The sequence below is a fragment of the Mesorhizobium liriopis genome (assembly GCF_024053505.1).
Lineage (GTDB): Bacteria > Pseudomonadota > Alphaproteobacteria > Rhizobiales > Rhizobiaceae > Mesorhizobium_B > Mesorhizobium_B liriopis.
In genome coordinates this window covers 187,665-211,946 of record NZ_JAMXQS010000003.1, presented here as the reverse complement: position 1 = coordinate 211,946, position 24,282 = coordinate 187,665, and the positions used below count along the sequence as shown (strand labels likewise).

Genomic DNA, 24,282 nt, shown 5'->3' with positions numbered 1-24,282 from the left:
TGAGCAAAGTTCAGATTGCTGGAAAACCCTCAAGCCACCCAAGCGAGCACCGTTCACCAGTAGACCGGACTGCCATCACAGGCGACGGAAGGCGCGTTTGGTGCAAAGGGAGCTTGCCGGCCGCGATCCAGAAAAGCTCGATGAAAGGGCAGAAAGCCTAACCATCTACAGCCCCCTGACACTACCTGGATCGCCGCGCTCCCCTATGTGAGAACTCGATGCCGGAAAGCGGCAACCTCATACCTTTTTCAGGCAGTGCACCATGGTCGACATCCCGGACGACGAAGACGACGCTCTCGATCTCGAGGAATTCCTGATCACCATTGAGGCCATGCATGCGGCGCCAGACCAATTTTCGAAGAAGGATCTTGCTATGATGCTCTGGAAGGCCGGCCAGGTCATCGGCCAGCTTCTCTCGGCTTCAGACGAGGAGGATATCGAGCCGAGCGGCGACATCGGCGACATGGAGCCGGAAGGCAACGCCTGAACGGGGCCATGCGCGACCTTTGCAACGGTCGCACCACATCATCCGAATTCCTTCGCTGGGCTCCGCCGAGCACGACCTGTACCCGTATCATGCGCGATGATGTTGCCCGGAGCTCGATGTTCCAAGGTACGGAAATGATCCGTTGCCGAGCCCGCTCAAGCATGTGACCGCGAAACGAAAGAAGCCTCGCGGCGAGCCGAAGCAAGCGACGGGCGATAAGCAGGAATTTTCATATGAGCGCGTTTCCTCAAGGCACCGTGCACGAGGCAGCGGATGACGTGCAGGCCGCTTTGCGAGCCGACCCGCAGGTCTATGCTCTGTGGGGTGGCCTGACACCGCTGGGCCGCAACGAGTTCCTGTGCTGGATTGACGACGCAAAGCAGCCGAAGACCCGCCTGCGCCGTATCGAGCGAACGAAAGAGGAGTTGCAGGAGGGAAAGAAGCGGCCCTGCTGCTGGGCAGGCTGCATTCACCGCACCGACAAGGCGCCCGGTAAGTGGCAGCAAGCGGTTCTGATCGATCAGAAGCGCAGGTGACAGCGCGTTTCCGTATGCGAAGCGCGCTCCAAGCGTACCATCAAGAGCCTATCTCGAGAGATCGCCCCAACCCGTTTTCGCTCCGGCTACCTCCGGGGCAAAGTCCGTGCGGTAAGCTTGTTTCCATCCGGGTCACGCAGATAGGCGACGAATGAGCCGTTCGCACGCTCGGTGGGTGGGCTTTCGATCGCCATGCCCCCATGTGTGATGCCCGCCTGGTGCCATGCAAGAACGTCGTCACGGCTCGCCGCGGCGAAGCCGATGGTTCCACCATTGGCCGGGGTCGCCGGTTTGCCATCGATCGGTTTCGTGATCATCAGGCGCCCCCCTTCGTGCACGTAGATCAGCCTGCCCCTTTCATCCACCGAGCCAGTCCAGCCGCCTAATGCGGTGAAAGTGGCGTCATAGAAGGCTTTGGCCTGATCCAGATCGTTGCTGCCGATCATGACGTGAGTAAACATGCTGCCTCTCCCGGAACGAATTCGGTCAGGTAAAGCAGCCGAGCCGTGCACGGCAAGCAGGCTCTGGCTACGCGATCGATCTGGCATGGGTCATGGTGCAGGGCCTGTTATCGCTTCGAGGCAGAGCGCTGGACTTCCCTTGGATGCGCGCTCTCAGCCGCCGGGCAAGAACACTTCCTGCGGAACTGGCCCTCGCAGTCACTGTTCGCTCCATTCATAAAGGAGCGCGACATGCGAGTCACACTTGCGATCCCTGCCTTCATTCTCTTCTGCGGTCTGGCCCTGCTCTCGGTCGGATGCCAGACGCAGGAACCCGACCGAACCATTCAACCACAGGACCAGTACGCACGAGATCCGACTTAACTGGAGAGGCCGCTCTCATTTATCGCGTCGCTCCATCCCCGCCGCTTGTGGCGCTCATGTTCGTCTGGATCGTAGGCGTCGTTCTTAGTCCATGTCGGCGAGATCGACTTTCTCGGGGCTGCATTGCCAGGGGCATAAGGTCGTCTTGAACCTTGCCGCCTAGCCAAGCTCGAGCGTCGTCGTCGCGTAAAGGTGGGGGGCGGAAACCCTTGGTGCGCCCCCGCGATACATACGGGCGGTTGCGAAATCGGAGACGAACCCGGCGTCGAGCAGAAGAGAAACCAATGATGCTTGGTTCTCGGGCACGTCGATGCTCAACGTCCCATCGATGGTTCGCGCAAGATCGCGAACAAGCGCGGCCGTGGCCTCATGGTCCCTCGCCATGACGGGGCCGATCTTCCATCCCACCTGACAGGGACGTGCTGCGGCGAAACCGCTGAACTTGCCTTCACGTTCGGCCACCACCGCATGTCGGGGAGGCTGGAGCCACCCAGCCATGAACGTGGTGCGTTCGGCCGGAAAGCATGCGCGATCGATTTGCATCACAGCGTCATGCCAGCTTGAGTTGTAGGGGCGGACCGACCGATTGCTCGCCTTTCCCGCCGATTCAGCCAACCGCGCTGGCGGACCACTATAGCGGATCGTTCGACAGGCTGCCTCGAAGCCCATCCGGCGATAGTTTTCCTCCTGTTCAGGCACGCCATCGAGGCCGATCACGCGCGTGCCGAGATGGGCCATGCCGGCATCCCAGACCATTCGCCCGAACCCTTTGCCGCGATAAGCCGGATGGCAGATATAGAGACCGATGAAGCCGAACTGGTCGTCATAGGCCACTGCGGCAATTCCCGCTGCCATCACGCCTCCGACGAAGCAGCCCAGAAAGCCGTCTGGATCGACGGCATGGAATGCCTCGGCATCGCCGATGCCGGGATTCCAGCCCTCATCGGCGGCCCAGTCCAGAAGGCGTTGAACCTCTGTCTGCGTCAAGACGCGGATTTCAGAGGTCATGCGGCTTCGACGGGTGCGAATCCGGCGAGAACACCGTGATAGGTTTTGGGCACGGGCGCAGCATAGGTGCGGTGCTTGGATGTCTGAAGACCGAGCGCCACCAGGGCTTCCGCCTGCTTGACGGCTGCTCCCACGCCATCGATCACCGGCAGGCCGAACTCGGTCTCGAAGCTCTTCGCAAGATCGGCCATGCCCGCGCAACCGAGCAAAATGGCCTCGGCGCGGTCGTGTTCGATGGCCAGCCTGATTTCATGCCGCAATCGCTCGCGGGCACCGGAACGCGGATCTTCGAGCGAAAGCACGGAAATGTCGGCGGCGCGCACGGTCGTGGTATGGCTCTTGCCGTAGCGTGCGACCAGATGCTCGAGCGGCACGCGCGAGCGCTCCATGGTGGTGACGATCGCGATGCGCGGGGTCAGAAAGCTCGCCAGGCTCAAGCCTGCCTCACAGATGCCGAGAACGGGAATGCGGGCAAGCGAACGGGCGGCATCGAGGCCGGTATCGTCGAAGCAGGCGATCACGGCCGCGTCGGCCGCATCCGCTTCGCCTTTGCGAAGTGCGGCGAGCATGCCGGGCACGGCAAAGGCCTCGTCGTAGAAGCCCTCGATCGAAACCGGCCCCATGGCCGAGGTGGCGGCAATCACTTCCGTGCCCGGCGCGGCCGCAGCACCGGCGGCAGCCGCGATCGTTGCGGTCATGCTTGCCGTGGTGTTGGGATTGATGACGAGAAGCTTCACGGTCTGGCCTGCATATTTCGGCGTCGGAGAGCCGTTATCATGCCCACCGTGACGAGAATGACGAGAAGCGAAAAGACGGTCGTCACCGTACCCAGCGCGTAAAGAACGGGCGTCGTCACATTGGTGGTCATGCCGTAGAGTTCGAGCGGCAGGGTGTTGTAGGTGCCGGCCGTCATCAAACTGCGTGCGAACTCGTCATAGGACAGCGTGAAGCCGAACAGGCCCACGCCGACAAGGCTCGGCAGGATCATCGGCAAGACCACATGGGCGAAGCTCTGCCAGGACGAGGCACCGAGATCGCGTGCGGCCTCCTCGTATGAGGGCGAAAAGCGGTTGAAGACGGCGAACATGATGAGCACGCCGAAGGGCAGTGTCCATGTCAGATGCGCGCCGAAAGCCGATGACAACCACCACGGCTCCAGTCCCAACTGGCTGAACAGCACGCCGATGCCCAGCGAGACGATGATCGAGGGCACGACGAGGCTCGCGACCGAGAGGTAGAAGAGTACCGTGGCGCCCATGAAGCGGCGGCGGAAGGCGAGGCCGGCCAGAAGCGAGACGACGACCGTTACGGCCATCACCAGAAGGCCGAGCGCGAAGGAGCGGCGGAACGAGCCGCCGAAATCGCCCACCGCCTGTTGCTCCAAGAGGTTCGCGAACCAGTGCAGTGACACGCCATTGAGCGGGAAAGTGAGCCCACCATCCGGTCCCTGGAAGGACAGGATCAGGATGGCCGAAAGGGGACCATAGAGAAACAGCACGAAGAGAGCGAAAAAACCGGCGAGCAGCCAGAACGTGCCTGAGCGTCTTTCCTCACGCATGGCGTCAAAGCTCCTTGCGGATATCGACGATGCGCAGGAGCGCGCCCACCATCACGAGCACCAGCAACAGGAGCACCACCGCATTGGCAGCCGCTGCTGGATATTGCAGCAGCGACATCTGGTTCTTCATCATCAGCGCGACGGATGCGCTCTGTCCGCCCGACATCACCTGAACCGTCGAGAAATCGGCCATCACCAGCGTCACCACGAAGATCGTGCCGATGGCGATGCCGGGCTTGGCGAGCGGCAGCACAACGTTCCAGAGGATTTGCGGCCCGCTCGCGCCCGCATCACGCGCCGCTTCGATCAGCGCGCGGTCGATGCGCATCAAGGTGTTGAAGATCGGCGTCACCATGAACAGCGTGTAGAGATGCACCATGGCCAGCACGACCGCGAAATCCGAATAAAGCAGCCACTCGACCGGGCTTGCGACCAGTCCGGATTCGATCAGAGACGAGTTGATCAGGCCGTTGCGCCCCAGAACCGGGATCCACGAGATCATGCGAATGATGTTCGAGGTAAGAAATGGCACGGTGCAGACGAGAAACAGCACCGTCTGCATGGCGGTGGTGCGGATATGGAAGGCCAGGAAATAAGCGACGGTAAAACCGATCGTGGTCGTCAAAATCCAGACGAGCGCGGCGTATTTCAGCGTGTTGAGATAGGTCTTCCACGTGACCCAGGACGTGAGAGTCTCGGAATAGTTGAACGTCACGAAATCCGGATACATCTGCGCGAAGTCGTAATCCCAGAAGGACACGACCACGATCATCACGAGCGGCAAAAGCAGGAAGAAGCCGAGGATCAGCGCGAGCGGAGCCGCTTGGAGATAGGAGGCAAGGCTGCGCGCACGGCCTCGCAACGGGTTAGAGGGAGCCTTGCTGAGTGCTGAGAGTGCGGGCTGGTCGAATGCGATACTCATCCTCGCGCCTTTCCGTTCGGAAAATCAAAGAAGAGCCGCTCCCCATCGGGAGCCGGGGAGCGGCAGTCGGTGGCACGGGTCAGGCGGCGATGAACTCGTTCCAGCGGCGGACCATGTAGCGGTCCTCGTCCATCACCGAGTTCCAGCAGGCGACCTTGCCCATGCGCTCGGCGAAGGAGCCGCCGTCGCGCACGGCGCCCGCCTTCTCCATGACCTTGCCGTCGGGGGCTACGATGTCACCCTTTGCCGCCTTGCCGTCGATCCAGAAGCCCCACTCGTCCTCGGTCATGAACTTCTTGGCCGTGTCCATCGCCGCCGAATAGTAGCCTTGCCGGTTGAGATAGGCGCCGACCCAGCCGGACGTGTACCAGTTGATGTATTCATAGGCCGCGTCGAGCTGCGCGCCGCTCAAGTGCTTGGCAAGACCCAGGCCGCCGCCCCAGGCGCGGTAGCCCTCTTTCAGCGGCTGATACTTGCAGGCGATGCCCTTGGAGCGTACGGCCGCAACCGCCGGCGACCACATCGACTGGATCACCACTTCGCCCGAGGACATCAGGTTGACGCTCTCATCGAACGACTTCCAGAAGGCGCGGAACTGGCCGGCCTGCTTGGCTTCGATTAGGAAATCGATGGTCTGGTCGATCTCTTCCTTGGTCATGTTGCCTTTGTCGGCATATTTGATCTTGCCCATCGCTTCGGTGATCATGGCTGCATCCATGATGCCGATGGAGGGGATGTTGAGGATCGAGGTCTTGCCCTTGAAGGCCGGGTCCATGATGTCGGCCCAGGTCGTGATCTCGCGGCCTACGAGATCGGGACGGATGCCGAGCGTGTCGGCATTGTAGATGGTGGGCACCATGGTGAAGAAGCCGGTCTCGCTCTTGGCGAAGGTCTTGGCGTCGGCGCTGTCGACATAACCGACCGTGTGCGGCGCTGTACCTTGTGCGATCGTGCTCTCAGGCGTCAGCTTACCGGTCTTGAACAGCGGCACGATGGAATCGTAGTGCTTGAGCTTGGCGACCTCCATCGGCTGGATCACACCGGTCGGGAACACCTTCTTCAGGATCCAGTATTCGATGTCGGCGATGTCGTAGGAGTTGGGCTGGGTCACCGCGCGCTGGGCGGCGGCGTCCGAGTCGGTCGCCGTCATTTCCAGCGTGATGCCGAGGTCTTCCTTGCACTTCTCGGCGATGGCGTTGATGTTCGAAACGCCCGTGCCGAACTGGCGCAGCGTGATCGGGTTCTGTGCCCAGATCGTGGGAAAGCCGGTGATCGCGCCCGAGCCCGCTGCGAAGCCGAGCGCGGCTCCGGTGCCGCGCTTGAGAAGCTCGCGGCGCGAAAGACCGGACTTCTTTTCCTGTTCTTTTGTCATTGGTTGGTTCCCCTTTGGTTGTTTTATGAATCGAGGCGGCCGAGCAGGATGCTGTCGGCCGGCTCCCAGCAAAGCGGCACCGCATCGCCCACCGAAACCGGATGGGCGAAGAAGTGCTTGTCGCTGAGAATGGCGGTGAACTCGTCGAGCCCGGCGCCGGCCACGGAAAGCTTCACCGAGGCACCGCGATATTCGATGTTCTGGACCGTGCCTGTGAAGCCGAGGCCGGGCTCGGCGGGCTCGCCGATACGGACATGGTCGATGCGGATCGCGAGGTCGGCGAGAGCGCCGGTCTCCTCTCCGGCTCCGACGCCCTTGAAGCGTCCGCCTTGCGCCACTTCAACGGAAACCAAACCGTCGCGGCATTCGGTTACCCGGCCCGAGACCACGTTGTGATCGCCCATGAAGCGGGCCACAAAGGCGGTGGCGGGGCGCTCGAACACCGTGCGCGGGATCGCGGCCTGCTCGATCCGGCCATTGTTCATCACCACGATCAGGTCGGCGAGCGCCATCGCTTCCTCCTGGCTGTGCGTGACATGGACGAAGGTGATGCCGAGGCTCTTCTGCAGCTTCTTGAGTTCGGCGCGCATCCGCACCTTGAGGAAGGGATCGAGCGCGGACAGCGGCTCGTCGAGCAATAGCGCTTCCGGGTCGGTGATCAGCGCGCGGGCGAGCGCGACGCGCTGCTGCTGGCCGCCCGAAAGCTGAGCGGGACGGCGCGTCGCATAGGCGTCCATCTGCATCAGCTTCAGCATTTCGAGAGCTCTGGCGCGGCGCTCGTCCTTAGGTGAGCCCTTCATCTTGAGGCTGAAGGCGACGTTGTCGACGAGGTCGAGATGAGGAAACAGCGCGTAGGACTGAAACATCATCGCCGTGCCGCGGCGGGCAGGGGGGAGGTCGGTGACGACGGCGTTGCCGAGCCGGATGTCACCGCTGGAAATCGCCTCATGGCCTGCGATCATGCGCAATGTCGAAGTCTTGCCGCAGCCCGAGGGGCCAAGCAGGCAGCAATAGGTGCCAGCCGGAATCTTCAGGCTGATCGCATTTACCGCCGTGGTCTGCCCATAGATTTTCGATACGGAAGCAATGTCGATCACGGCTGCCTTGGACATCGGCTCTCCCGCAGGATGTGGTCACTCAGCTTCCGCCGTTGCATTCTCCGTGCCAGTTTCGCCCAAGGCTGATCAGACCCTTGGTTTGCAGGCCACCAAGCAATCGAGGTGCAAGGGATAGAGGCGGCGGAAGGGGCGCGCTGCTCAAGCATTGAGCGCGTTGTTTGCAATTCATGCTAGGATTGTATGCAATCTCCGCTGGAGATTGCGGGCGACCTCTTTCAGTTTTCCCCACAGGCATTAGAACCGGGGGAAGACATGAATCTCATCGCTTCCCCCTCCACCGACGCTGCCAACGAGGATCGCGCCCGCGCCATCCGCGACCGGTTGCACGATGCCATCGTGGACCATCGGCTCGCACCGGGAACCAAACTCAATGAAGCGGAAGTCGGTGCGCTGTTCGGGGTCAGCCGCACGGTCGCGCGAGCCGGGCTGCAGATGCTGGCCTATGAGGGGCTTGCCCGCATCGAGCGCAATCGCGGCGCCTTTGTCGCGCAGCCTTCCCCGGATGAAGCACGGCAGATCTTCGAAGCGCGCCGTTCGATCGAGCCCGGCATTGCGCGCCGAGCCTGCGAGCAGCTGACTGCGGAAGGACTGGAGACCATCGCAGCGCAGCTCGAAGCGGAGGCCGCCTTTCTCGACCGGCGCGGCCCTCAGGCCCGGCGTGCCGAGATCAAGGCTTCGGGCGATTTCCACTTGGTGCTGGCATCATTTGCCGGCAATCCGATTCTTGCCCGTTTCCTGGCCGAACTCGTGGCCCGCTCTTCGCTCGTCATCGCGCTTTATGGCCGATCCGGTGCGTCGAGTTGCGGGCATACCCATCACGGCGAAATCCTCGATGCGCTGAAGGCGGGGGAGGGTGACGAGGCCGCGCATCTGATGCTCCGTCACCTCGACCATATCGAGGCCGATCTCGACCTTCGTCTGAGAGGCGGGAACAGCCTGCGCGACGCCGTCGCTCCATGGGAGCCGTCGGTCCTCGCTCAAAACAGCTGACTTGGGAACTCTCTAACCCGGCCCCAATCGGATCCTGCTGTGTTCTGCCGTTCCAGCCTTATGTGGCCCCGAGCCGCCGCGCCAGAAGCGCAAGGCCGCGCAGCTTAAGATCGACTCCGCCTGATCGAACTCGACCGCCACGAGCCGGTGCCGCCGCTGGTCGAAAAAAGATGTCTGCTTGAGCTGCTCATTGCGCCGCTTTCTCGCCGGCGATGACCGCCTGCTCTTATGCCTTCAGCCGATATCCCGTTCTGAATATCCAGGCGACGGTCGCCAGGCACAGCACCAGAAACAGCCCCGTCATGGCGAGACTGATCGCGACGCCGACATCGGATTGGCCGAAGAAGCTCCAGCGGAAGCCGCTGACGAGATAGACGACCGGGTTGAACAGGCTGACCGTTTCCCAGAAGGGCGGGAGCATTTTGATGGAATAGAAGCTGCCGCCGAGGAATGTCAGCGGGGTGACGATCAGAAGCGGCACGAGCTGGAGCTTTTCGAAACCGTCCGCCCAGATGCCGATCAGAAAGCCGAACAGGCTGAAGGTCGCGGCCGTCAGGAGCAGGAACAGGATCATCACGAAGGGATGGTCGATCCTGAGCGGCACGAAGAGGGAGGCGGTTGCAAGGATGATCAGGCCCAGGATCACCGACTTGGTCGCAGCCGCGCCGACATAGCCCAACACGATCTCGACGGGCGAGACAGGCGCCGACAGGATCTCGTAGATCGTGCCCGAAAAGCGCGGAAAATAGATGCCGAAGGAGGCGTTCGAGATGCTTTGCGTGAGCAGCGTCAGCATCACCAGGCCCGGCACAATATAGGCACCGTAGGAAACGCCGTCGATGGCTGTGATCGCCGAGCCGATGGCCGCGCCGAAAACCACGAAATAAAGCGATGTCGAAATCACCGGCGACACCACGCTCTGCAAAAGCGTGCGCCGCCAGCGTGCCATCTCGAATCCGTAGATGGCCCCCACTGCCCGCCAGTTCATGCCTGTTCCTTTACGAGGCCGACGAAGATGTCTTCGAGCGAGCTCTGCTTGGTTTCGAGATCGGAGAAGGAAATGCCCGCCTCGCGCAGCGCCTCGATCAGGGTGTTGATGCCCGTGCGCGCAGCCTTGGCGTCATAGGTATAGGTCAGAGCCCCGCCGCCTTCGCCGAGCGCCAGATCGAACCCGTCGAGACTTGGCGGAACGGAGGCCAGCGGCTCGCGCAAATGGAACGTGATCTCCTTGCGGCCGAGCTTGCTCATCAGCGCGGTCTTTTCCTCGACCAGCACCAGTTCGCCGTGGTTGATCACGCCCACCCGGTCGGCCATCTCCTCGGCTTCCTCGATATAGTGGGTGGTCAGGATCACGGTGACGCCGGTCTCGCGCAGTTCGCGTACCAAGTTCCACATATCCTGGCGCAGCGCGACGTCGACGCCGGCCGTGGGCTCGTCGAGGAAGAGCACCTGCGGCTCATGGGCCAGTGCCTTGGCGATCAGCACGCGGCGCTTCATGCCGCCAGACAGTTCGCGGATCTTGTTGTCGCGCTTGTCCCAGAGCGACAGGCTGCGCAGCGTCTTCTCGACGTAAGCCGGATCCTTCGGCTTACCGAACAGCCCGCGCGTGAAGCTTACCGTATCGAACACGGTCTCGAAGGCATCCGTGGTCAGTTCCTGCGGCACGAGGCCGATGGCGCTGCGCGCACGACGGTAATCGCGCACGATATCGTGCCCGTCCACGGCAACGGTGCCCGCGGACGGGTTCACCAGCCCGCAGACGATCGAGATCAGCGTGGTCTTGCCGGCGCCATTGGGCCCCAGTAGCGCGAAGATTTCGCCGCGCCGGATTTCGAGGGTCACACCTTTCAGCGCCTCGAAGCCTGTCGCGTAACGCTTGGCAAGACCATCGATGCGGATCACCGCATCGGGCGCGGAACTTTCGCGGAACTCGGATGGTCGCATATTTCGTGCCGCGCTGTGGGGAAGAATCAGAACACGATTCTACTCAACGGGGGCTCAACTCACCAGCGGTTCTCGACGTGGGGAGCGATGTCCTCGTCGTAGATCTGGCGAATGGCTGTCATGGTTTCTTCCGAGAGCGGGGGCAGGGCGGCCGCTTCCGCATTGCCTTGCGCCTGCGCCGGGTTCTTGGCGCCGGGGATGACCACCGTCACGGCGTCGAACATCAGGATCCAGCGCAGCGCGAGCTGAGCCATGGTGGCATCGCCCTCGACCAGCGGACGGATGCGCTCGACGGCGGCGAGGCCGACCTCATAGGGCACGCCCGAAAAAGTCTCGCCCACGTCGAAAGCCTCGCCATGGCGGTTGAACTGGCGGTGGTCGTCGGCCTCGAACCTGGTATCCGGCTTGAACTTGCCAGACAGGAGCCCGCTGGCTAGCGGCACGCGTGCGATCACGGCGACCTGCGCTGCTTGCGCCCGCGCGAAGAACTCTTTTGCCGGGCGCTGGCGGAAGGCGTTGAAGATGATCTGCACACTCTGAACGCCCGGATAGTCGAGCGCCTTTTCGGCCTCCTCGATCTTCTCGACGCTGACGCCGTAATTCCGGATCTTGCCGCTTTCCACCAGCCGGTCGAGGCGTTCGAACACCTCTCTTTGCGAGAACAGCGCGGTCGGCGGGCAATGGAGCTGGACGAGGTCGAGCGTGTCCACTTCGAGGTTCTGCAGGGAGCGGTCGATCCAGTTCGACAGATTCTCGGCACTGTAGCCTTCCACGGTTTGCTCGGGCAGGCGACGTCCTGCCTTGGTGGCGACGAAGGGCCGCTCGCCGCCGCGTTCCTTCAGCACGGACGCGATCAGCTTTTCGGAGTGGCCGTCGCCATAGACATCGGCCGTGTCGATGAATGTCACGCCAGAATCGAGCGCGGCATTGAGCGCCGCGCGGCTTTCCCGGTCATCCACGCTGCCCCATGAAGCGCCGATGGCCCAGGCGCCGAAGCCGATCTCGCTGACGGAACGGCCGGTCCGGCCAAAAGGGCGCTCACGCATAGTCTCTCTCCTCGAATGTGTGAGGCGGGAGATACAGGCGGGCAGGATCACGTCAAGGCGAGGGCGAGGCTGTAGTCGTCTTTTGCCCAGTCGATCGCGTCGGGCAGGTCGCGCGGGATCTTGCGGATATCGAGGTTGGGAAAATTGCCCGCATCGGTGTCATGCGCAAGGCATGCCACGAGAAGCGTCGCGTCAGGGTCGAGCGCCTCGCTCAAGGGCAGGAGGTCCTCGCGAAACAGCATGCGCGGCGCGACATGGATGAACTGGCGCTCGCTCGACGAGCCGTGCCGCCAAGGGTCCCGTCCCTGCGGCTCAGGCGTGAAGCCGAATTGCCGGCACACGGCTTCGACGAGTTCCGCCGAGGCCAGGCGGGAAGATACGACATGCCGGCCATGCGCATCCTTCTCCAGAAGCGATGGCCCCAGCTCGAATAATTGGAACCCGCCACCGCCCTGCCAGCAGAGTTCGCCTGAGACCCCGCCTGCATCGCTTCCGTCCACCACGCGTCTCATGCGCGGTACGATGTGGGAATGGCAGTGCGCGCCATGCTCCACCATGATCCAGCGACGGCCCATCTTGTGCGCGACGGCCCCCGTGGTGCCGGAGCCCGCAAAACTGTCGAGCACGAGATCGCCCGGATCGCTCGCGATTTCCAGAACGCGCTTGACCAGCCGCTCGGGCTTGGGCGTTGCGAAGGGGGCGTCGCCGAAAAGCGCGATGCTTTCCTTCTTGGCCTCCTGATTGTGTCCGGCCTCTTCATGCGGCCACCAGCTCCATGGCCGCAGGCCCTTGGCTTCGGAGAGAAAGTTTTTGATCCGCGGACGCGCATCGCCTTCCGCGCCGAACCAGATTCGTCCCTCCGCCCTCAGCCGTTCGAAGACCGGCTCGACATTGGCCCAACATCGGCCTTAAGGCGGCTGGTGCACGATGCCGGCGGGCGTGGTGATCGGGTACATCTGGTTGGGCCGCCAGCCTTGCGCGGTGAAATCGGTCGAGACCCACGGCCCGCGCCTGTCACCATCCGCGTTGCGATAACTCCTGCGCTGTTTTTCACCGAGCGGCAGCGGGTTGAAGCGAAGCCGAGCCTTGTCCCTGGCATAGACGAGGATCGTGTCATGCGCCGCCCCGAGCTGAAGGCGCGCTTCGGGAGAGATGCGCTTCTGCCAGACGACATTGGCGACGAAATTGCGCCGCCCGAAGATCTCGTCGCAGAGCACTTTGAGGTAATGGCCTTCATGGTCGTCGATCGCGATCCAGAGCGAGCCGTCGGGCGAAAGAAGGTCGCGGATCAACTCGATCCGGTCGCGCATGAAGCTCAACCACAGCGAGTGCTCGAGACCATCATCGTAATGCTCGAAGGCGCTGCCCGTATTGTAGGGCGGATCGATGAAGGCGCAGCGGACGCGGTTGTGGAATTCCGGTGCCAACGCTTTGAGCGCGAGCAGATTGTCGCCGAAAATGAGCTGGTTGTCTGCGTGGTTTTCCTTCCCGAATTTTTCCAGCGCGCGCAATGATCGGGTTTCGGGACGCGGTCGCGCGTTCTTGCCGATCCAGGTCAACTCCAACCGAGCCCTGTTCGCGCTGGCTGTGAAAGTTACAGGGAATGTGCCTTCAGATTGCATATTCGCAGGTTGATACGAATGCATCTCTAAGTTGTAAAGACGTAATAACTGATGCGCGTATAGATTGTTGAAATTCTTCTCCCGAAAATGCGAAGCGCTCCCGATGGGAACCGTCGTTTCACTTCGAGGTTAGCTTGCTCAACCCGAACAGGAGCAAGCCATGTCTGCCAAGGCACCACCCGTTCCGAGCGAGAACCAGAGCCACAAGGGCACCGGCGACGAAAAGGCGAACGCAGCCGTGCAGGGCTCGGCCGCGAGCCACGGTGCGCCCGATCCCGACAAGCAGGGCCAGCAGGGCAACACCAAGGTGAACACCACCCATCAGGGCCACCAGCAGGACCGATAGGAGAAGCCCCATGAGCACATCCACCAAGGCACCCCAGACCATCCGCCAGGGCGGGCCCGGCGCGTCGCACGAAAATGCCAAGGCTCCGCTCGACGTGCCGAAGGGCGAGGCCGACAGCGATCAGCGCCAGCATTCGAAAGTTTCGGGCGGCGGCGGTGAGAAGGACAGCCACCACACCCATGACGCGGAAAAGAAGGGCGGCGGCACAAGACCTGCCTGAGCTTTGATCCGCGATAAAGAAAGCGGCGGTCTCGGAAACGAGCTGCCGTTTTTTAGTTGGGACTGCTGGCGCAGACCTTAGAAGTTTGAGTCGTTGTGCGGCAGACTAAGGCCTCAGTGCGCCTCGTCCCAATTATCCGCCGCCCGCGCATCGACCTGCAGCGGCACGGACAGCGACACCGCCGGCATCGCGGCATCCTCCATCACCGCGCGCACGATGCGGATCGTCTCGTCCACTTCCTTTTCGGGTGCCTCGAAGATCAGTTCGTCATGCACCTGCAACAGCATGCGCGCGCCGAGCTTTTCCTGTTTGAGCGCATCATCCATGCGGATCATCGCGCGGCGGATGATGTCGGCGGCCGAGCCCTGGATCGGCGCGTTGATCGCCGCGCGCTCGTTGAAGGCGCGGGTCTGCGGGTTCGACGCCTTGATCTCGGGATAATAGGCGCGGCGTCCGAAGATCGTCTCAACATAGAGCCTGTCGCGCGCCCGCTTCTTGGTGCCTTCGATATAGTTGCGGATGCCAGGGAAACGGTCGAAATAGCGTTTGATGTAGTCACCCGCTTCCTCGCGGCTAATCCCCAGTCGCGTCGCGAGCCCGAAGGCGGAGATGCCATAGATGATGCCGAAATTGATGGTCTTGGCCTGACGCCGCACATCGGTCGGCACCTTCTCGACATCCAACCCGAACATTTCGGCGGCGGTCGCCGCGTGAATGTCCAAGCCGTTCTCGAACGCGTGCTTGAGTTCGGGAATATCGGCGATGTGGGCAAGCAGGCGCAGCTCGATCTGGCTGTAATCGGCCGAGATCAGCTTGTTGCCGGGCTCCGCCACGAAGGCCGTGCGGATGCGCCGTCCCTCCGAGGTGCGGATCGGGATGTTCTGAAGATTGGGCTCCGACGAGGACAGTCGGCCCGTGGTGGTCGCGGCAAGCGCGAAAGAGGTGTGCACGCGCTTGGTTTCGGGGTGGATATATTCGGGCAGCGCATCGGTATAAGTCGATTTCAGCTTGGTGAGCTGGCGCCAGTCCACGATCTTGCGCGGCAGTTCATGGCCTTCCGCCGCCAGCTCTTCCAGCACGAACACCGAGGTGGACCACTGGCCGGTCTTGGTCTTGGACCCGCCCGGCAGCATCATGCGCCCGAACAGAATGTCGCCGAGCTGCTTGGGACTGCCGATCGAAAACTTCTCGCCGGCAAGCTCGTAGATCTCGTCTTCCAGCGCCGCCGCCTTTTGCGCGAGCTCGCCCGAGATGCGTGACAGTGTCTGGCGATCGACCGAGATGCCGCGCTGCTCCATCTGGGCCAACACCGGCACCAGCGGCCGTTCGAGCCGCTCATAGACCGCGACCACGCCATCGGCCACGAGCCGCGGTTTCAGCGCGCGCCACAGGCGTAAGGTGACGTCGGCGTCTTCGGCCGCATATTCGGTGGCGCGGTCGATCGGCACATAGTCGAAGGTGGTCTTGGCCTTGCCGGTGCCCGCCACATCCTTGAACTGGATGGTGCGGTGCCCGAGCCAGCGTTCGGCCAGCACATCCATGCCGTGCCCGCCCTTGCCGGCGTCGAGCACATAGGAGATCAGCATCGTGTCGTCGAAGGGCCGCACGTCGATCCCGTAGCGGTTCATCACCACGAGATCGTATTTGAGGTTCTGCGCGATCTTCAGCACGGACGGGTCTTCGAGCAGCGGCTTGAGCAGGTCGAGTGCCGTGCGCGTATCGATCTGGTCGGGCGCCAACCCGCCTCCCAAGAGGTCGCCCGTGCCGGATTTATGGATCAGGGGCACATAGGCCGCGACTCCCGGTTCCGAGCAGAGCGAGAAGCCGCAAAGCTCCGCCTGCATCGGGTCGAGCGAGGTGGTTTCGGTGTCGAAGGCGACATAGCCGATGTCCTTCGCGCGCTCGATCCATTCTTTCAGCGTGTCGGCATCGCGGATCGTCACATAAGCGCTCGTGTCGATCTTGCTGTTCGCCGCCTCCTCGATGCGCTTGTTGGCCAGATCCTGCGGGGTCTTGCCCTCCACCTTTCCGGCGCGGTCGCCGGGAAAGCTCGTGTCCTTGTCGGGCGCGGGCCTAGGCTCGCCTGTATCCAGATCGGGTCCATGCGCTTCCGCGCCGGTCTCCACCTCGACCTTCGCCTTACCGACGGAAGCCAGATCGGTATCCGTCTTGTCGGCCACGCGGCGGGTGAGCGCGGTGAACTCCATCGCTTTCAGGAAGGAAATCAGCTTCGGCCCGTTCAGTGGATGGAGCACCAGCTCATCCAGCGTTTCAGGCACCGGCACGTCGGTGCGCAGGCGCACCAGCTCACGCGAGAGCCGCGCCTTGTCGGCATTCGCGATGATGACCTCGCGCCGCTTCTGCTGCTTGATCTTGCCCGCCCGTTCCAGAAGCGTGTCGAGATCGCCGTATTCTTCGAGCAATTGCGCCGCCGTTTTGGGCCCGATGCCCGGCACGCCCGGCACATTGTCGATGGAATCGCCGGTCAGCGCCTGGAGGTCGATCATCTTCGCAGGCGGCACGCCCCACTTCTCGATCACTTCCGGCTCGCGGATCTCGCGGTCCTTCATCGGGTCGTACATGGAGACCGAGGGCGACACGAGCTGCATCAGATCCTTGTCGGAGGAAATGATCGTGGTGTCGCCACCCGCTTCGGTCGCAAGCCGGCAATAGGTGGCGATCAGGTCGTCCGCCTCGAAGCCCTCGATCTCGATGCAAGGCAGCTCGAAGGCGCGGGTGGCGTCACGGATCAGGCCGAACTGCGGCACGAGGTCTTCCGGCGGGGCCGAGCGGTTCGCCTTGTACTGGTCGTAGAGCTCGTTGCGGAATGTCTTCGACGAATAGTCGAAGATCACCGCGAAGTGGGACGGTGTCACGCCCACTTCCGTGTCGCGCGCGGAAACCATCAGCTTCCACAGCATGTTGCAGAAGCCCGCAACGGCGCCCACGGGCAAGCCGTCGGACTTGCGCGTCAGCGGCGGCAGGCCGTGATAGGCGCGGAAGATGTAGCCCGAACCATCGACGAGGAAGAGGTGATCACCCTTTTTCATGGCGAACCCGTAGCGCGGGGGCAGGGGCCTGTCCACGGGCGTTCGAGCCCTTGCCGGTGTTCACGCCTTCGTTACGAAATCGCATCCTTGAAATGCCCGATTGTGGCGCACAGATAACACCCATCGGCGGGTCACACGTCGAGATCCGGTCACTACGAGGCTCGTCCCCCGCCTCGACCGGGTAAAGGCGGCAGCCTCATCCCCCCTCTCCGGGCTGCCCCTCAAGAAGTAAAGCCGCCGTGGTTCCCCCTCCACCACGGCGGCGCTTCTTTATCCGGGCCATGCTTTTTTCTTTCCGTTTTGCGTCGTCGTCTCTAGGTTCGCGCGCAGATTCGAAAGGCCCGTTTCATGTCCCGCATCGCCTCCGTTCTCGAGCGCATCGACGCCGATCTTCCGCAAAGCCTCGACCGTCTCTTTTCGCTTCTGCGCATTCCTTCCATCTCCACCGATCCGGCCCATGCCGCCGATTGCCGCCGTGCCGCCGAATGGCTGGTGGAAGACCTGAAGACCATCGGCTTCGTGGCGAGCGTGCGCGACACGCCCGGCCACCCGATGGTGGTCGCCCACCACGAGGGCCCGGCCGGTTCGCCGCATCTTCTGTTCTACGGCCACTATGACGTGCAGCCCGTCGATCCGCTCAGCCTTTGGCACGACGACCCGTTCGACCCGAAGATCAAGACGATCGAAGGCGGGCACGAGGTCATCACCGGCCGTGGCTCGTCGGACGACAAGGGGCAGCTGATGCTCTTCGTGGAAGCCTGCCGTGCTTGGAAGGCGGTTCATGGCGGCCTGCCCGCGCGTATCACGCTTCTGTTTGAGGGCGAGGAGGAGTCCGGTTCGCCCTCGCTGAAACCCTTCCTCGAAGCCAATGCTGCCGAGCTCAAGGCCGATTTCGCCATGGTCTGCGACACCGGCATGTGGGACCGCGAAACGCCCGCGATCTGTGTGGGCCTTCGCGGCCTCGTGGGGCAGGAGATCACGATCCGCGCCGCCAACCGTGACCTGCATTCGGGCGAGTTCGGCGGAGCGGCAGCCAACCCCAACCGCGTGCTCGCCAAGATCCTGGGCGATCTCCACGACGAGACCGGCCGCGTCACGATCCCCGATTTCTATGACGGCGTCGAGGAAACGCCGACGCAGATCCTGCAGTCCTGGACTGCGCTGGGCGAAACGGCCGAAGACTTCCTTGGCCCCATCGGCCTGTCCGTGCCGTCAGGCGAACAGGGCCGGACCGTGCAGGAGCTGACCTGGGCGCGGCCCACGGCCGAGATCAACGGCATGTGGGGCGGCTATACGGGCGCAGGCTTCAAGACCGTGATCCCGGCCGAGGCACACGCCAAGATCTCGTTCCGCTTGGTTCACAAACAAAACCCGGACGCCATCCGCGACAATTTCCAGCAATTCGTCCGCGACCGGTTGCCGGCCGACTGCTCGGTCGAGTTCCACCCGCATGGCGGCTCGCCGGCGATCCAGCTTTCCTACGACTCGCCCTTCCTCGTGAAAGCGCAGGGCGCGCTGTCCGACGAGTGGCCGAAAACGGCGGTGACCATCGCCATGGGCGGCTCGATCCCGATCGTCGGCGATTTCCAGACCTATCTCGGCATGGAATCGCTGTTGGTCGGCTTCGCGCTGTCGGACGACCGCATCCACTCGCCCAACGAGAAATACGACCTCCAGAGCTTCCACAAGGGCACGCGCTCCTGGGCGCGCATTCTGGACGCCGTGTCGGGAGCATCCGCGTGAGCCGTCCTGAAATCCGCTTCCATCAGGGCGACCTGCCGAACCTCGACCATTATCAGGTGGACGCGGTCGCCATCGACACCGAGACGCTGGGCCTGAATCCCCATCGCGACCGGCTCTGCGTCGTCCAGCTTTCGCCGGGCGACGGCACGGCCGATGTGGTGCAGATACTCAAAGGTCAGACCTCGGCCCCGAACATCGAGAAGCTGTTGGCCGATCCGGCGATCACCAAGCTCTTCCATTTCGGCCGCTTCGACATCGCCGTTCTGGCCCATGCCTTCGGCATCTGGGCCGAGCCCGTCTTCTGCTCGAAGATCGCCTCCAAGCTGGTGCGCACCTATACCGACCGGCATGGGCTGAAGGAGCTGTGTGGCGAACTGATCGGCGTCGGCATCTCCAAGGCGCAGCAGAGCTCGGACTGGGGGGCGGAAACGCTGTCGCAGGACCAGCTCGACTATGCGGCGTCCGACGTCCTTTATCTTCACCGCCTGCGCGAAGTTCTCGACGGACGTCTCGCGCGTGAGGAGCGCGTGGAAGTGGCAGAGGCCTGTTTCCGCTTCCTCCCCACACGCGCGAAGCTCGACCTGATGGGCTGGGAAGAGCAGGACATCTTCGCTCATAGTTGAGCGCTGGCGTGACGGACTTGCTCCGGGCATAGTCGGCCGATGTGCAATCTTTATTCGCTGACCAAAGGCCCGGAGGGCGTCCGCCGCTGGTTCGGAAAGATCATCGAAGGTCCGTTCGAGAACCGGGCCGGCAACCTCCAGCCCGACGATTTCTATCCCGATAGCCCTGCGCCTGTCGTGCGCAAGACAGAGGCAGGCCTGGAACTTGTCCGCCTGCGCTGGGGCATGCCGTCACCCTTCTTTGCGATGAAGGGGCGTGAGACCGATCCCGGCGTCACCAATATCCGCAGTGCCGGCTCGCCCCACTGGCGCCGCTGGCTCGGTCCCGAACACCGCTGCGTGGTTCCCGCCAACCGCTTCTGCGAATGGGAAAACACGGTGCCGAAAAAGACCAAGGTCTGGTTCGCGCTCGACGACGAGGAACCGCTCTTCTTCTTCGCGGGCATCTGGACGCCATGGCACGGCATCCGCAAGAAAGCGGAAGGCCCGCAGGACCACGAGCTCTTCGGCTTCCTGACGACCGATGCCAACGCCGTGGTGAAGCCGATCCACCCCAAGGCCATGCCGGTGCTTCTGACGACACCCGAGGAAGTGCACCATTGGCTCGAAGCACCGACAAAGGACGCCCTTTCGCTGCAACGACCTCTGCCCGATGAAAAGCTCAAGATCATCGGGCGCGGGGACCTCGCTTACCTCTCATAACATTCCGGTAACCGCCGCGCCGTTACCCTCTCCCCACCGCCATCCACGCGGGCCCGAAGGATCACACACGCGGAAATGGCGAGGAATGGCGACAAGCGGCGGATCGAGCCCAGCTTCGGCGACAGTCCTGAAGTCCCTTACGGCCTTCAGATCGGTCCGGGCGACCGGATCATGCGGAACGACGCATTGACGGCGCCCAAGCGCAAGGCGAAGCCGAAAGCACGCGGAACGTCCCGGCCTGCTGCCCGCCGCAAAGGTCCCGGTCTGTTCCGTCGCGCGTCGCGTCTCGTCTACTGGACCGCCGTTCTCGGGCTTTGGAGCGTGATCGCACTGGCTGGCGTCGTCGCCTATTACGGCGCGCAGATGCCGAGCGCGACCGACTGGGCCGTGCCCGACCGCGCGCCCAATGTGAAGATCGTCTCGGCGGAAGGAAAGCTTCTCGCCAATCGCGGCGCGACGGGTGGCGAGTCGGTGACGCTCGCCAAGATGTCGCCTTTCATCCCCAAGGCCGTGATCGCGATCGAGGACCGCCGCTTCCGCTCGCATTGGGGTGTCGATCCGCTCGGCCTCGCGCGAGCGGGTGTCGAAAACGTTGTGCGCGGCCGCGTGGCGCAGGGCGGCTCGACGCTCACGCAACAGCTCGCCAAGAACCTGTTCCTCAAACCCGACCGCACGGTGGGCCGCAAGGTGCAGGAAGCGCTGCTCGCGCTCTGGCTCGAACAGGAGCACTCCAAGGACGAGATCCTGGAGATGTATCTCAACCGCGTTTATTTCGGCTCCGGCGCCTATGGCGTGGAAGCCGCCTCGCGGCGCTACTTCAACAAATCCGCCCGCGACGTGACGCTGGGCGAAGCCGCGATGCTGGCGGGCCTCCTGAAAGCTCCCTCGCGCCTGTCGCCCGCGCGCGACCCGAAGGCGGCGGAAGAGCGCGCCCAAGTGGTGCTCGGTGCGATGCGCGAGGAGGGCATGGTGTCCGACCGTCAGCTCGCCTCCGCCATGAGCGCACCCGCCGTCAGCGCGCCGTCCTACTGGACGGGCTCCGAACAATATGTTGCCGACCGGGTGATGGATGACCTCACCGACCTGATCGGCGAGCCGCGCGAGGACCTCGTGGTCGAAACCACGGTCGATCTGCATTTGCAGAAAACCGCCGAAGATTCGATCCGCCGCCTTTTGAAAGAAAAGGGCAGGACGCTCGCCGTCAGCCAGGGCGCGCTCGTCTCCATCGACGGCACGGGCGCGGTGCGCGCGCTCGTCGGCGGCGCGGATTATGCGGCGAGCCAGTTCGACCGCGCCACCGAAGCCCGCCGCCAGCCGGGCTCGGCCTTCAAACCCTTCGTTTATCTCGCAGCCCTCGAGGCCGGCGAAACGCCCGACAGCGTGCGCGACGACGCGCCGATCCGCATCGGCAAATGGAGCCCGTCCAACTACAAGAAGAAATATCGCGGGGCCGTCACGCTCACGACTGCTCTCGCTGAATCGCTGAACTCGGTCGCCGCCCAACTCGCCCAGCAGGTCGGCCCGCAAACCGTGATCGCGACCGCCGAGCGTCTGGGCATCACGTCCAAGCTCCAGCCCAACGTTTCCATCGCGCTCGGCACGTCCGAAGTCACGCCGCTCGAACTCACGGCGGCTTACGTGCCCTTCGCCAATGGCGGCTTGAAGCCGGATGTCCACACCGTGTCGCGCATCAAGACGGCGGCAGGCAAGACGATCTTCGAATGGCATGACCAGAAGCTCTCACGCGTGGTCTCCGACGAAAAGGTCGGCATGATGAACACTATGATGCAGGAAGCGGTGTCGGTCGGCACTGCGCGCAATGCCCGCTTCGGCTGGCCGTCCGCCGGCAAGACCGGCACCACGCAGAATGCGCGCGATGCCTGGTTCGTGGGCTATACGGCCAACCTCACCACCGGCGTCTGGTTCGGCAATGACGACGGCAAGCCGATGAAGGACGTGACCGGCGGCTCGCTGCCGACGCTTGCCTGGCACGAGTTCATGGCCGCGGCCCACGAAGGCCTGTCGCCCCGCCCGCTGCCGGGCCACTGGAACCCGTTCGCCGCGCCACGCACGGTTTCGGTCTCCTCGGAGCCGCAAGCCACGCCCTCGCTCGATCGCGAGTCGTCGGGCTCGATCAACCGTCCCGTTCCGCCCGCAGATGTCGGCGGCCCGAAGACGAAAGCGGGCTCCATTCTGGAGCGGCTGTTCGGTCGGTAATGCGCGGAAGACTGCCGTTGAAATAATATTCTAATCAGCCGGCGTCACATAGAATATCCCTCGCGATAAGTGCGTGTTTGTCCTCAATGGATTCCTTGGGAAACCATGACGCATTCCCTATTTTCCGCGCTCACGGGATAAGCCCTTTAATGTCAGTCGAACCAACGCCCACGCCCAAGCTCAACGCCTTCCCGTTTTTCGTGAAGGTGGAGGGTGCGCTCGTGGTGATCGTGGGCGAGGGCGACGAGGCGCTCGCCAAGGCACGGCTCCTGTCGCAATCGAGCGCACGCCTGCTCGTGGTCGCCGAAACCCCGGAGCCGGCGCTTGTTGCCTGGACTGCTGAGAACAATGTCGAACTGCGCCGCGAAGCCTATGGTCCCGCCCATCTCGAAGGCGCGGTGCTCGCCTTTGCCGCGACGGGTGACGAAACCTCCGACCGCCGCATCTCCGAGGATGCCCGCGCGCGCAAGGTGGCCGTCAACTGCGTGGACCGCCCCGACCTCTGCGATTTCTTCACGCCCGCGCTCGTCAACCGCGCGCCGGTCGCGGTCGCCATCGGCACGGAAGGGGCGGGGCCGGTTCTCGCGCAGATGATCCGCGCCCGCATCGACCGTATGTTATCGCCTTCGCTCGGGCGTCTCGCGACGCTTGCCGCTTCCTTGCGCGACCGCGTCGAGCATTTGGTTCCCAAGGGAAACCTGCGCCGCCGCTTCTGGAAGAGCTTTTTTGAAGGCGCGCCCGCGCGCGCCATGGAGATCGGCCATTTCGACGAGGCGCAGGAGGCTGCGGAAGAGCTGCTTGCCCGCCGTCTCGAACGGCGTGGCCATGTGGCGCTGGTGGGTGCCGGGCCGGGTTCGGAAGACCTGCTCACGCTGCGCGCCCAGCGTTTTCTCATGGAAGCCGACGTGATCGTGTTCGACGCGCTGGTGCCCGAGGCCGTGGTGGCCGTCGGTCGTCGCGACGCCGAGCGCATCGGCGTGGGGAAACGCAAGGGTTGTCATTCCAAGACCCAAAGCGAGATCAACGACCTGCTCGTCGCGCTCGCGCGCCAGGGCAAGCAGGTGGTGCGCCTCAAATGCGGCGATCCGCTCGTCTTCGGCCGCGCCGGGGAGGAAATGGCCGCGCTCCGCGACGCCAACCTGTCCTATGAAGTGGTGCCTGGCGTCACCGCTGCACTTGCCGCTGCGGCCGACTTCGAACTGCCGCTCACCTTGCGCGGCGTGTCGTCTTCGCTGGTGCTCACCACCGGCCACGATCTCCACGGCGAAAGCCTGCCCGACTGGGCGGGCTTGGCACTTGGCGGGGCGACGCTCGCCGTCTACATGGGGCGCTCCAACGCGGCCGACGTCGCCTCGCGCCTGATCGATGCGGGCCTGTCGCCCGACACCGGGGTGGCAGTGGCCGAAAATGCGAGCCTGCCCTATCGGCGCATGTTCCACGGCACCTTGGCCGATCTGCCCGCGCTTTCCGAGCGCACGGATCTGGCCGGCCCCGTGATGACCGTGATCGGCGATGCGGTGGCAGGCGCCAAGTTGGATCGTTCGGAGCCGCTTGCGGCTCATAACAGGCAGACCCAGATGGAAGCCCAGAAACAAGGTATGCCGCAGTGAAGGTTTTGACCGCAAACAGGCTGACCGATGGCATCGCCGTCTGGTGGTGCGAAACCGATGGCTGGATCGAAACGATCCTGGGTGCCAAGCCCGCCGCCTCCAAGGACGAGGAAGCGGCTCTCGAAGCCGTGGGCACAGAAGCCGGCCGCACCAATTTCGCCGTGGACATCAACCTGATCGACGTCAACGTGGTCGAAGGCGTGCCGGTGCCTGTCCGCATCCGCGAGCGCATCCGCGCCGCGGGCCCCACCAACCGCACCGATCTCGGCAAGCAGGCCGAGGGCAAGCTGCCCCCGCAGGCCGCCCCCACGCCCTTCATCACCCCTGCCAACGCCTGAGGAGCA

General features: G+C 63.5%; 24 protein-coding genes. 11 read left to right on the top strand and 13 right to left on the bottom strand.

Going from position 1 to position 24,282, the window contains the following annotated elements; translation table 11 throughout:
* Positions 1-262 precede the first annotated feature (262 nt).
* Complete coding sequence (locus tag NGM99_RS06785) at positions 263-487, top strand: hypothetical protein (RefSeq protein WP_252817376.1); 225 nt, start codon at positions 263-265, stop codon at positions 485-487.
* A 233-nt stretch (positions 488-720) separates the two neighbouring features.
* Entirely contained in the window at positions 721-1,023 is a 303-nt protein-coding gene (locus NGM99_RS06780) for a YdeI/OmpD-associated family protein (protein WP_252817374.1), read from the top strand.
* Positions 1,024-1,109: 86 nt separating this feature from the next.
* On the opposite strand, the gene NGM99_RS06775 is transcribed toward NGM99_RS06780, so the two are convergent.
* The 7 genes from NGM99_RS06775 to NGM99_RS06745 form a co-directional block, all read right to left on the bottom strand.
* Complete coding sequence (locus NGM99_RS06775) at positions 1,110-1,484, bottom strand: VOC family protein (RefSeq protein ID WP_252817372.1); 375 nt, start codon at positions 1,482-1,484, stop codon at positions 1,110-1,112.
* A 522-nt stretch (positions 1,485-2,006) separates the two neighbouring features.
* The gene (locus NGM99_RS06770; protein ID WP_252817370.1) at positions 2,007-2,855 is read right to left on the bottom strand and encodes a GNAT family N-acetyltransferase; all 849 of its coding nucleotides are present in this window, start codon (positions 2,853-2,855) and stop codon (positions 2,007-2,009) included.
* On the bottom strand, positions 2,852-3,592 hold the full coding sequence (locus NGM99_RS06765; RefSeq protein ID WP_252817367.1) for an aspartate/glutamate racemase family protein: 741 nt from the start codon (positions 3,590-3,592) through the stop codon (positions 2,852-2,854). The genes NGM99_RS06770 and NGM99_RS06765 overlap by 4 nt, the downstream gene beginning before the upstream one ends.
* Positions 3,589-4,413 (bottom strand): ABC transporter permease, encoded by an 825-nt coding sequence (locus tag NGM99_RS06760; RefSeq protein ID WP_252817366.1) that lies wholly within the window; start codon positions 4,411-4,413, stop codon positions 3,589-3,591. The genes NGM99_RS06765 and NGM99_RS06760 overlap by 4 nt, the downstream gene beginning before the upstream one ends.
* Positions 4,414-4,417: 4 nt before the next feature.
* Positions 4,418-5,335 carry an ABC transporter permease gene (locus NGM99_RS06755; RefSeq protein ID WP_252817364.1) on the bottom strand — a complete coding sequence of 306 codons (918 nt, stop codon included), beginning with the start codon at positions 5,333-5,335 and terminating at the stop codon, positions 4,418-4,420.
* A gap of 79 nt (positions 5,336-5,414) precedes the next feature.
* Positions 5,415-6,707, bottom strand: a complete 1,293-nt coding sequence (locus NGM99_RS06750; RefSeq protein WP_252817362.1) for an ABC transporter substrate-binding protein — start codon at positions 6,705-6,707, stop codon at positions 5,415-5,417.
* Positions 6,708-6,730: 23 nt separating this feature from the next.
* Positions 6,731-7,819, bottom strand: coding sequence for an ABC transporter ATP-binding protein (locus NGM99_RS06745; RefSeq protein WP_252817360.1), 1,089 nt, complete (start codon positions 7,817-7,819; stop codon positions 6,731-6,733).
* 258 nt (positions 7,820-8,077) lie between these two features.
* Between NGM99_RS06745 and NGM99_RS06740 the strand changes: the two genes are divergently transcribed.
* Positions 8,078-8,815, top strand: coding sequence for a GntR family transcriptional regulator (locus NGM99_RS06740; RefSeq protein ID WP_252817358.1), 738 nt, complete (start codon positions 8,078-8,080; stop codon positions 8,813-8,815).
* Between the two features lie 226 nt (positions 8,816-9,041).
* Here NGM99_RS06740 and NGM99_RS06735 read toward each other — a convergent pair whose 3' ends face one another.
* The 5 genes from NGM99_RS06735 to NGM99_RS06715 form a co-directional block, all read right to left on the bottom strand.
* Positions 9,042-9,803 carry an ABC transporter permease gene (locus tag NGM99_RS06735; RefSeq protein ID WP_252817356.1) on the bottom strand — a complete coding sequence of 254 codons (762 nt, stop codon included), beginning with the start codon at positions 9,801-9,803 and terminating at the stop codon, positions 9,042-9,044.
* Positions 9,800-10,759, bottom strand: a complete 960-nt coding sequence (locus NGM99_RS06730) for an ABC transporter ATP-binding protein (protein ID WP_252817354.1) — start codon at positions 10,757-10,759, stop codon at positions 9,800-9,802. Before NGM99_RS06730 ends, NGM99_RS06735 begins: the two co-directional genes overlap by 4 nt.
* 59 nt (positions 10,760-10,818) lie before the next feature.
* Positions 10,819-11,805 carry an aldo/keto reductase gene (locus NGM99_RS06725; RefSeq protein ID WP_252817352.1) on the bottom strand — a complete coding sequence of 329 codons (987 nt, stop codon included), beginning with the start codon at positions 11,803-11,805 and terminating at the stop codon, positions 10,819-10,821.
* Between the two features lie 47 nt (positions 11,806-11,852).
* On the bottom strand, positions 11,853-12,590 hold the full coding sequence (locus NGM99_RS06720) for a DNA methyltransferase (RefSeq protein WP_289852389.1): 738 nt from the start codon (positions 12,588-12,590) through the stop codon (positions 11,853-11,855).
* A 123-nt stretch (positions 12,591-12,713) separates the two neighbouring features.
* On the bottom strand, positions 12,714-13,364 hold the full coding sequence (locus NGM99_RS06715; RefSeq protein ID WP_252817350.1) for a site-specific DNA-methyltransferase: 651 nt from the start codon (positions 13,362-13,364) through the stop codon (positions 12,714-12,716).
* Between the two features lie 223 nt (positions 13,365-13,587).
* Between NGM99_RS06715 and NGM99_RS06710 the strand changes: the two genes are divergently transcribed.
* Positions 13,588-13,773: a hypothetical protein gene (locus NGM99_RS06710; protein ID WP_252817348.1), complete on the top strand. Its 186-nt coding sequence runs from the start codon at positions 13,588-13,590 to the stop codon at positions 13,771-13,773.
* A 10-nt stretch (positions 13,774-13,783) separates the two neighbouring features.
* Positions 13,784-13,993, top strand: coding sequence for a hypothetical protein (locus NGM99_RS06705; RefSeq protein WP_252817346.1), 210 nt, complete (start codon positions 13,784-13,786; stop codon positions 13,991-13,993).
* Positions 13,994-14,106: 113 nt separating this feature from the next.
* On the opposite strand, the gene polA is transcribed toward NGM99_RS06705, so the two are convergent.
* Positions 14,107-17,043, bottom strand: coding sequence for a DNA polymerase I (gene polA, locus NGM99_RS06700; RefSeq protein ID WP_252817344.1), 2,937 nt, complete (start codon positions 17,041-17,043; stop codon positions 14,107-14,109).
* Between the two features lie 348 nt (positions 17,044-17,391).
* Here polA and NGM99_RS06695 point away from each other — a divergent pair, with 348 nt between their 5' ends.
* The 6 genes from NGM99_RS06695 (at position 17,392) to NGM99_RS06670 (ending at position 24,276) form a co-directional block, all read left to right on the top strand.
* Positions 17,392-18,786 (top strand): M20/M25/M40 family metallo-hydrolase, encoded by a 1,395-nt coding sequence (locus NGM99_RS06695; RefSeq protein ID WP_252817342.1) that lies wholly within the window; start codon positions 17,392-17,394, stop codon positions 18,784-18,786.
* Positions 18,783-19,409: a ribonuclease D gene (locus NGM99_RS06690; protein WP_252817341.1), complete on the top strand. Its 627-nt coding sequence runs from the start codon at positions 18,783-18,785 to the stop codon at positions 19,407-19,409. Before NGM99_RS06695 ends, NGM99_RS06690 begins: the two co-directional genes overlap by 4 nt.
* A 39-nt stretch (positions 19,410-19,448) precedes the next feature.
* Entirely contained in the window at positions 19,449-20,111 is a 663-nt protein-coding gene (locus tag NGM99_RS06685; protein ID WP_252817338.1) for an SOS response-associated peptidase, read from the top strand.
* A gap of 75 nt (positions 20,112-20,186) precedes the next feature.
* On the top strand, positions 20,187-22,328 hold the full coding sequence (locus tag NGM99_RS06680) for a transglycosylase domain-containing protein (protein ID WP_252817336.1): 2,142 nt from the start codon (positions 20,187-20,189) through the stop codon (positions 22,326-22,328).
* A gap of 149 nt (positions 22,329-22,477) precedes the next feature.
* Positions 22,478-23,938: a siroheme synthase CysG gene (gene cysG, locus NGM99_RS06675; RefSeq protein WP_252817334.1), complete on the top strand. Its 1,461-nt coding sequence runs from the start codon at positions 22,478-22,480 to the stop codon at positions 23,936-23,938.
* Positions 23,935-24,276, top strand: a complete 342-nt coding sequence (locus NGM99_RS06670) for a DUF2849 domain-containing protein (protein WP_252817332.1) — start codon at positions 23,935-23,937, stop codon at positions 24,274-24,276. The genes cysG and NGM99_RS06670 overlap by 4 nt, the downstream gene beginning before the upstream one ends.
* Positions 24,277-24,282: the final 6 nt, after the last annotated feature.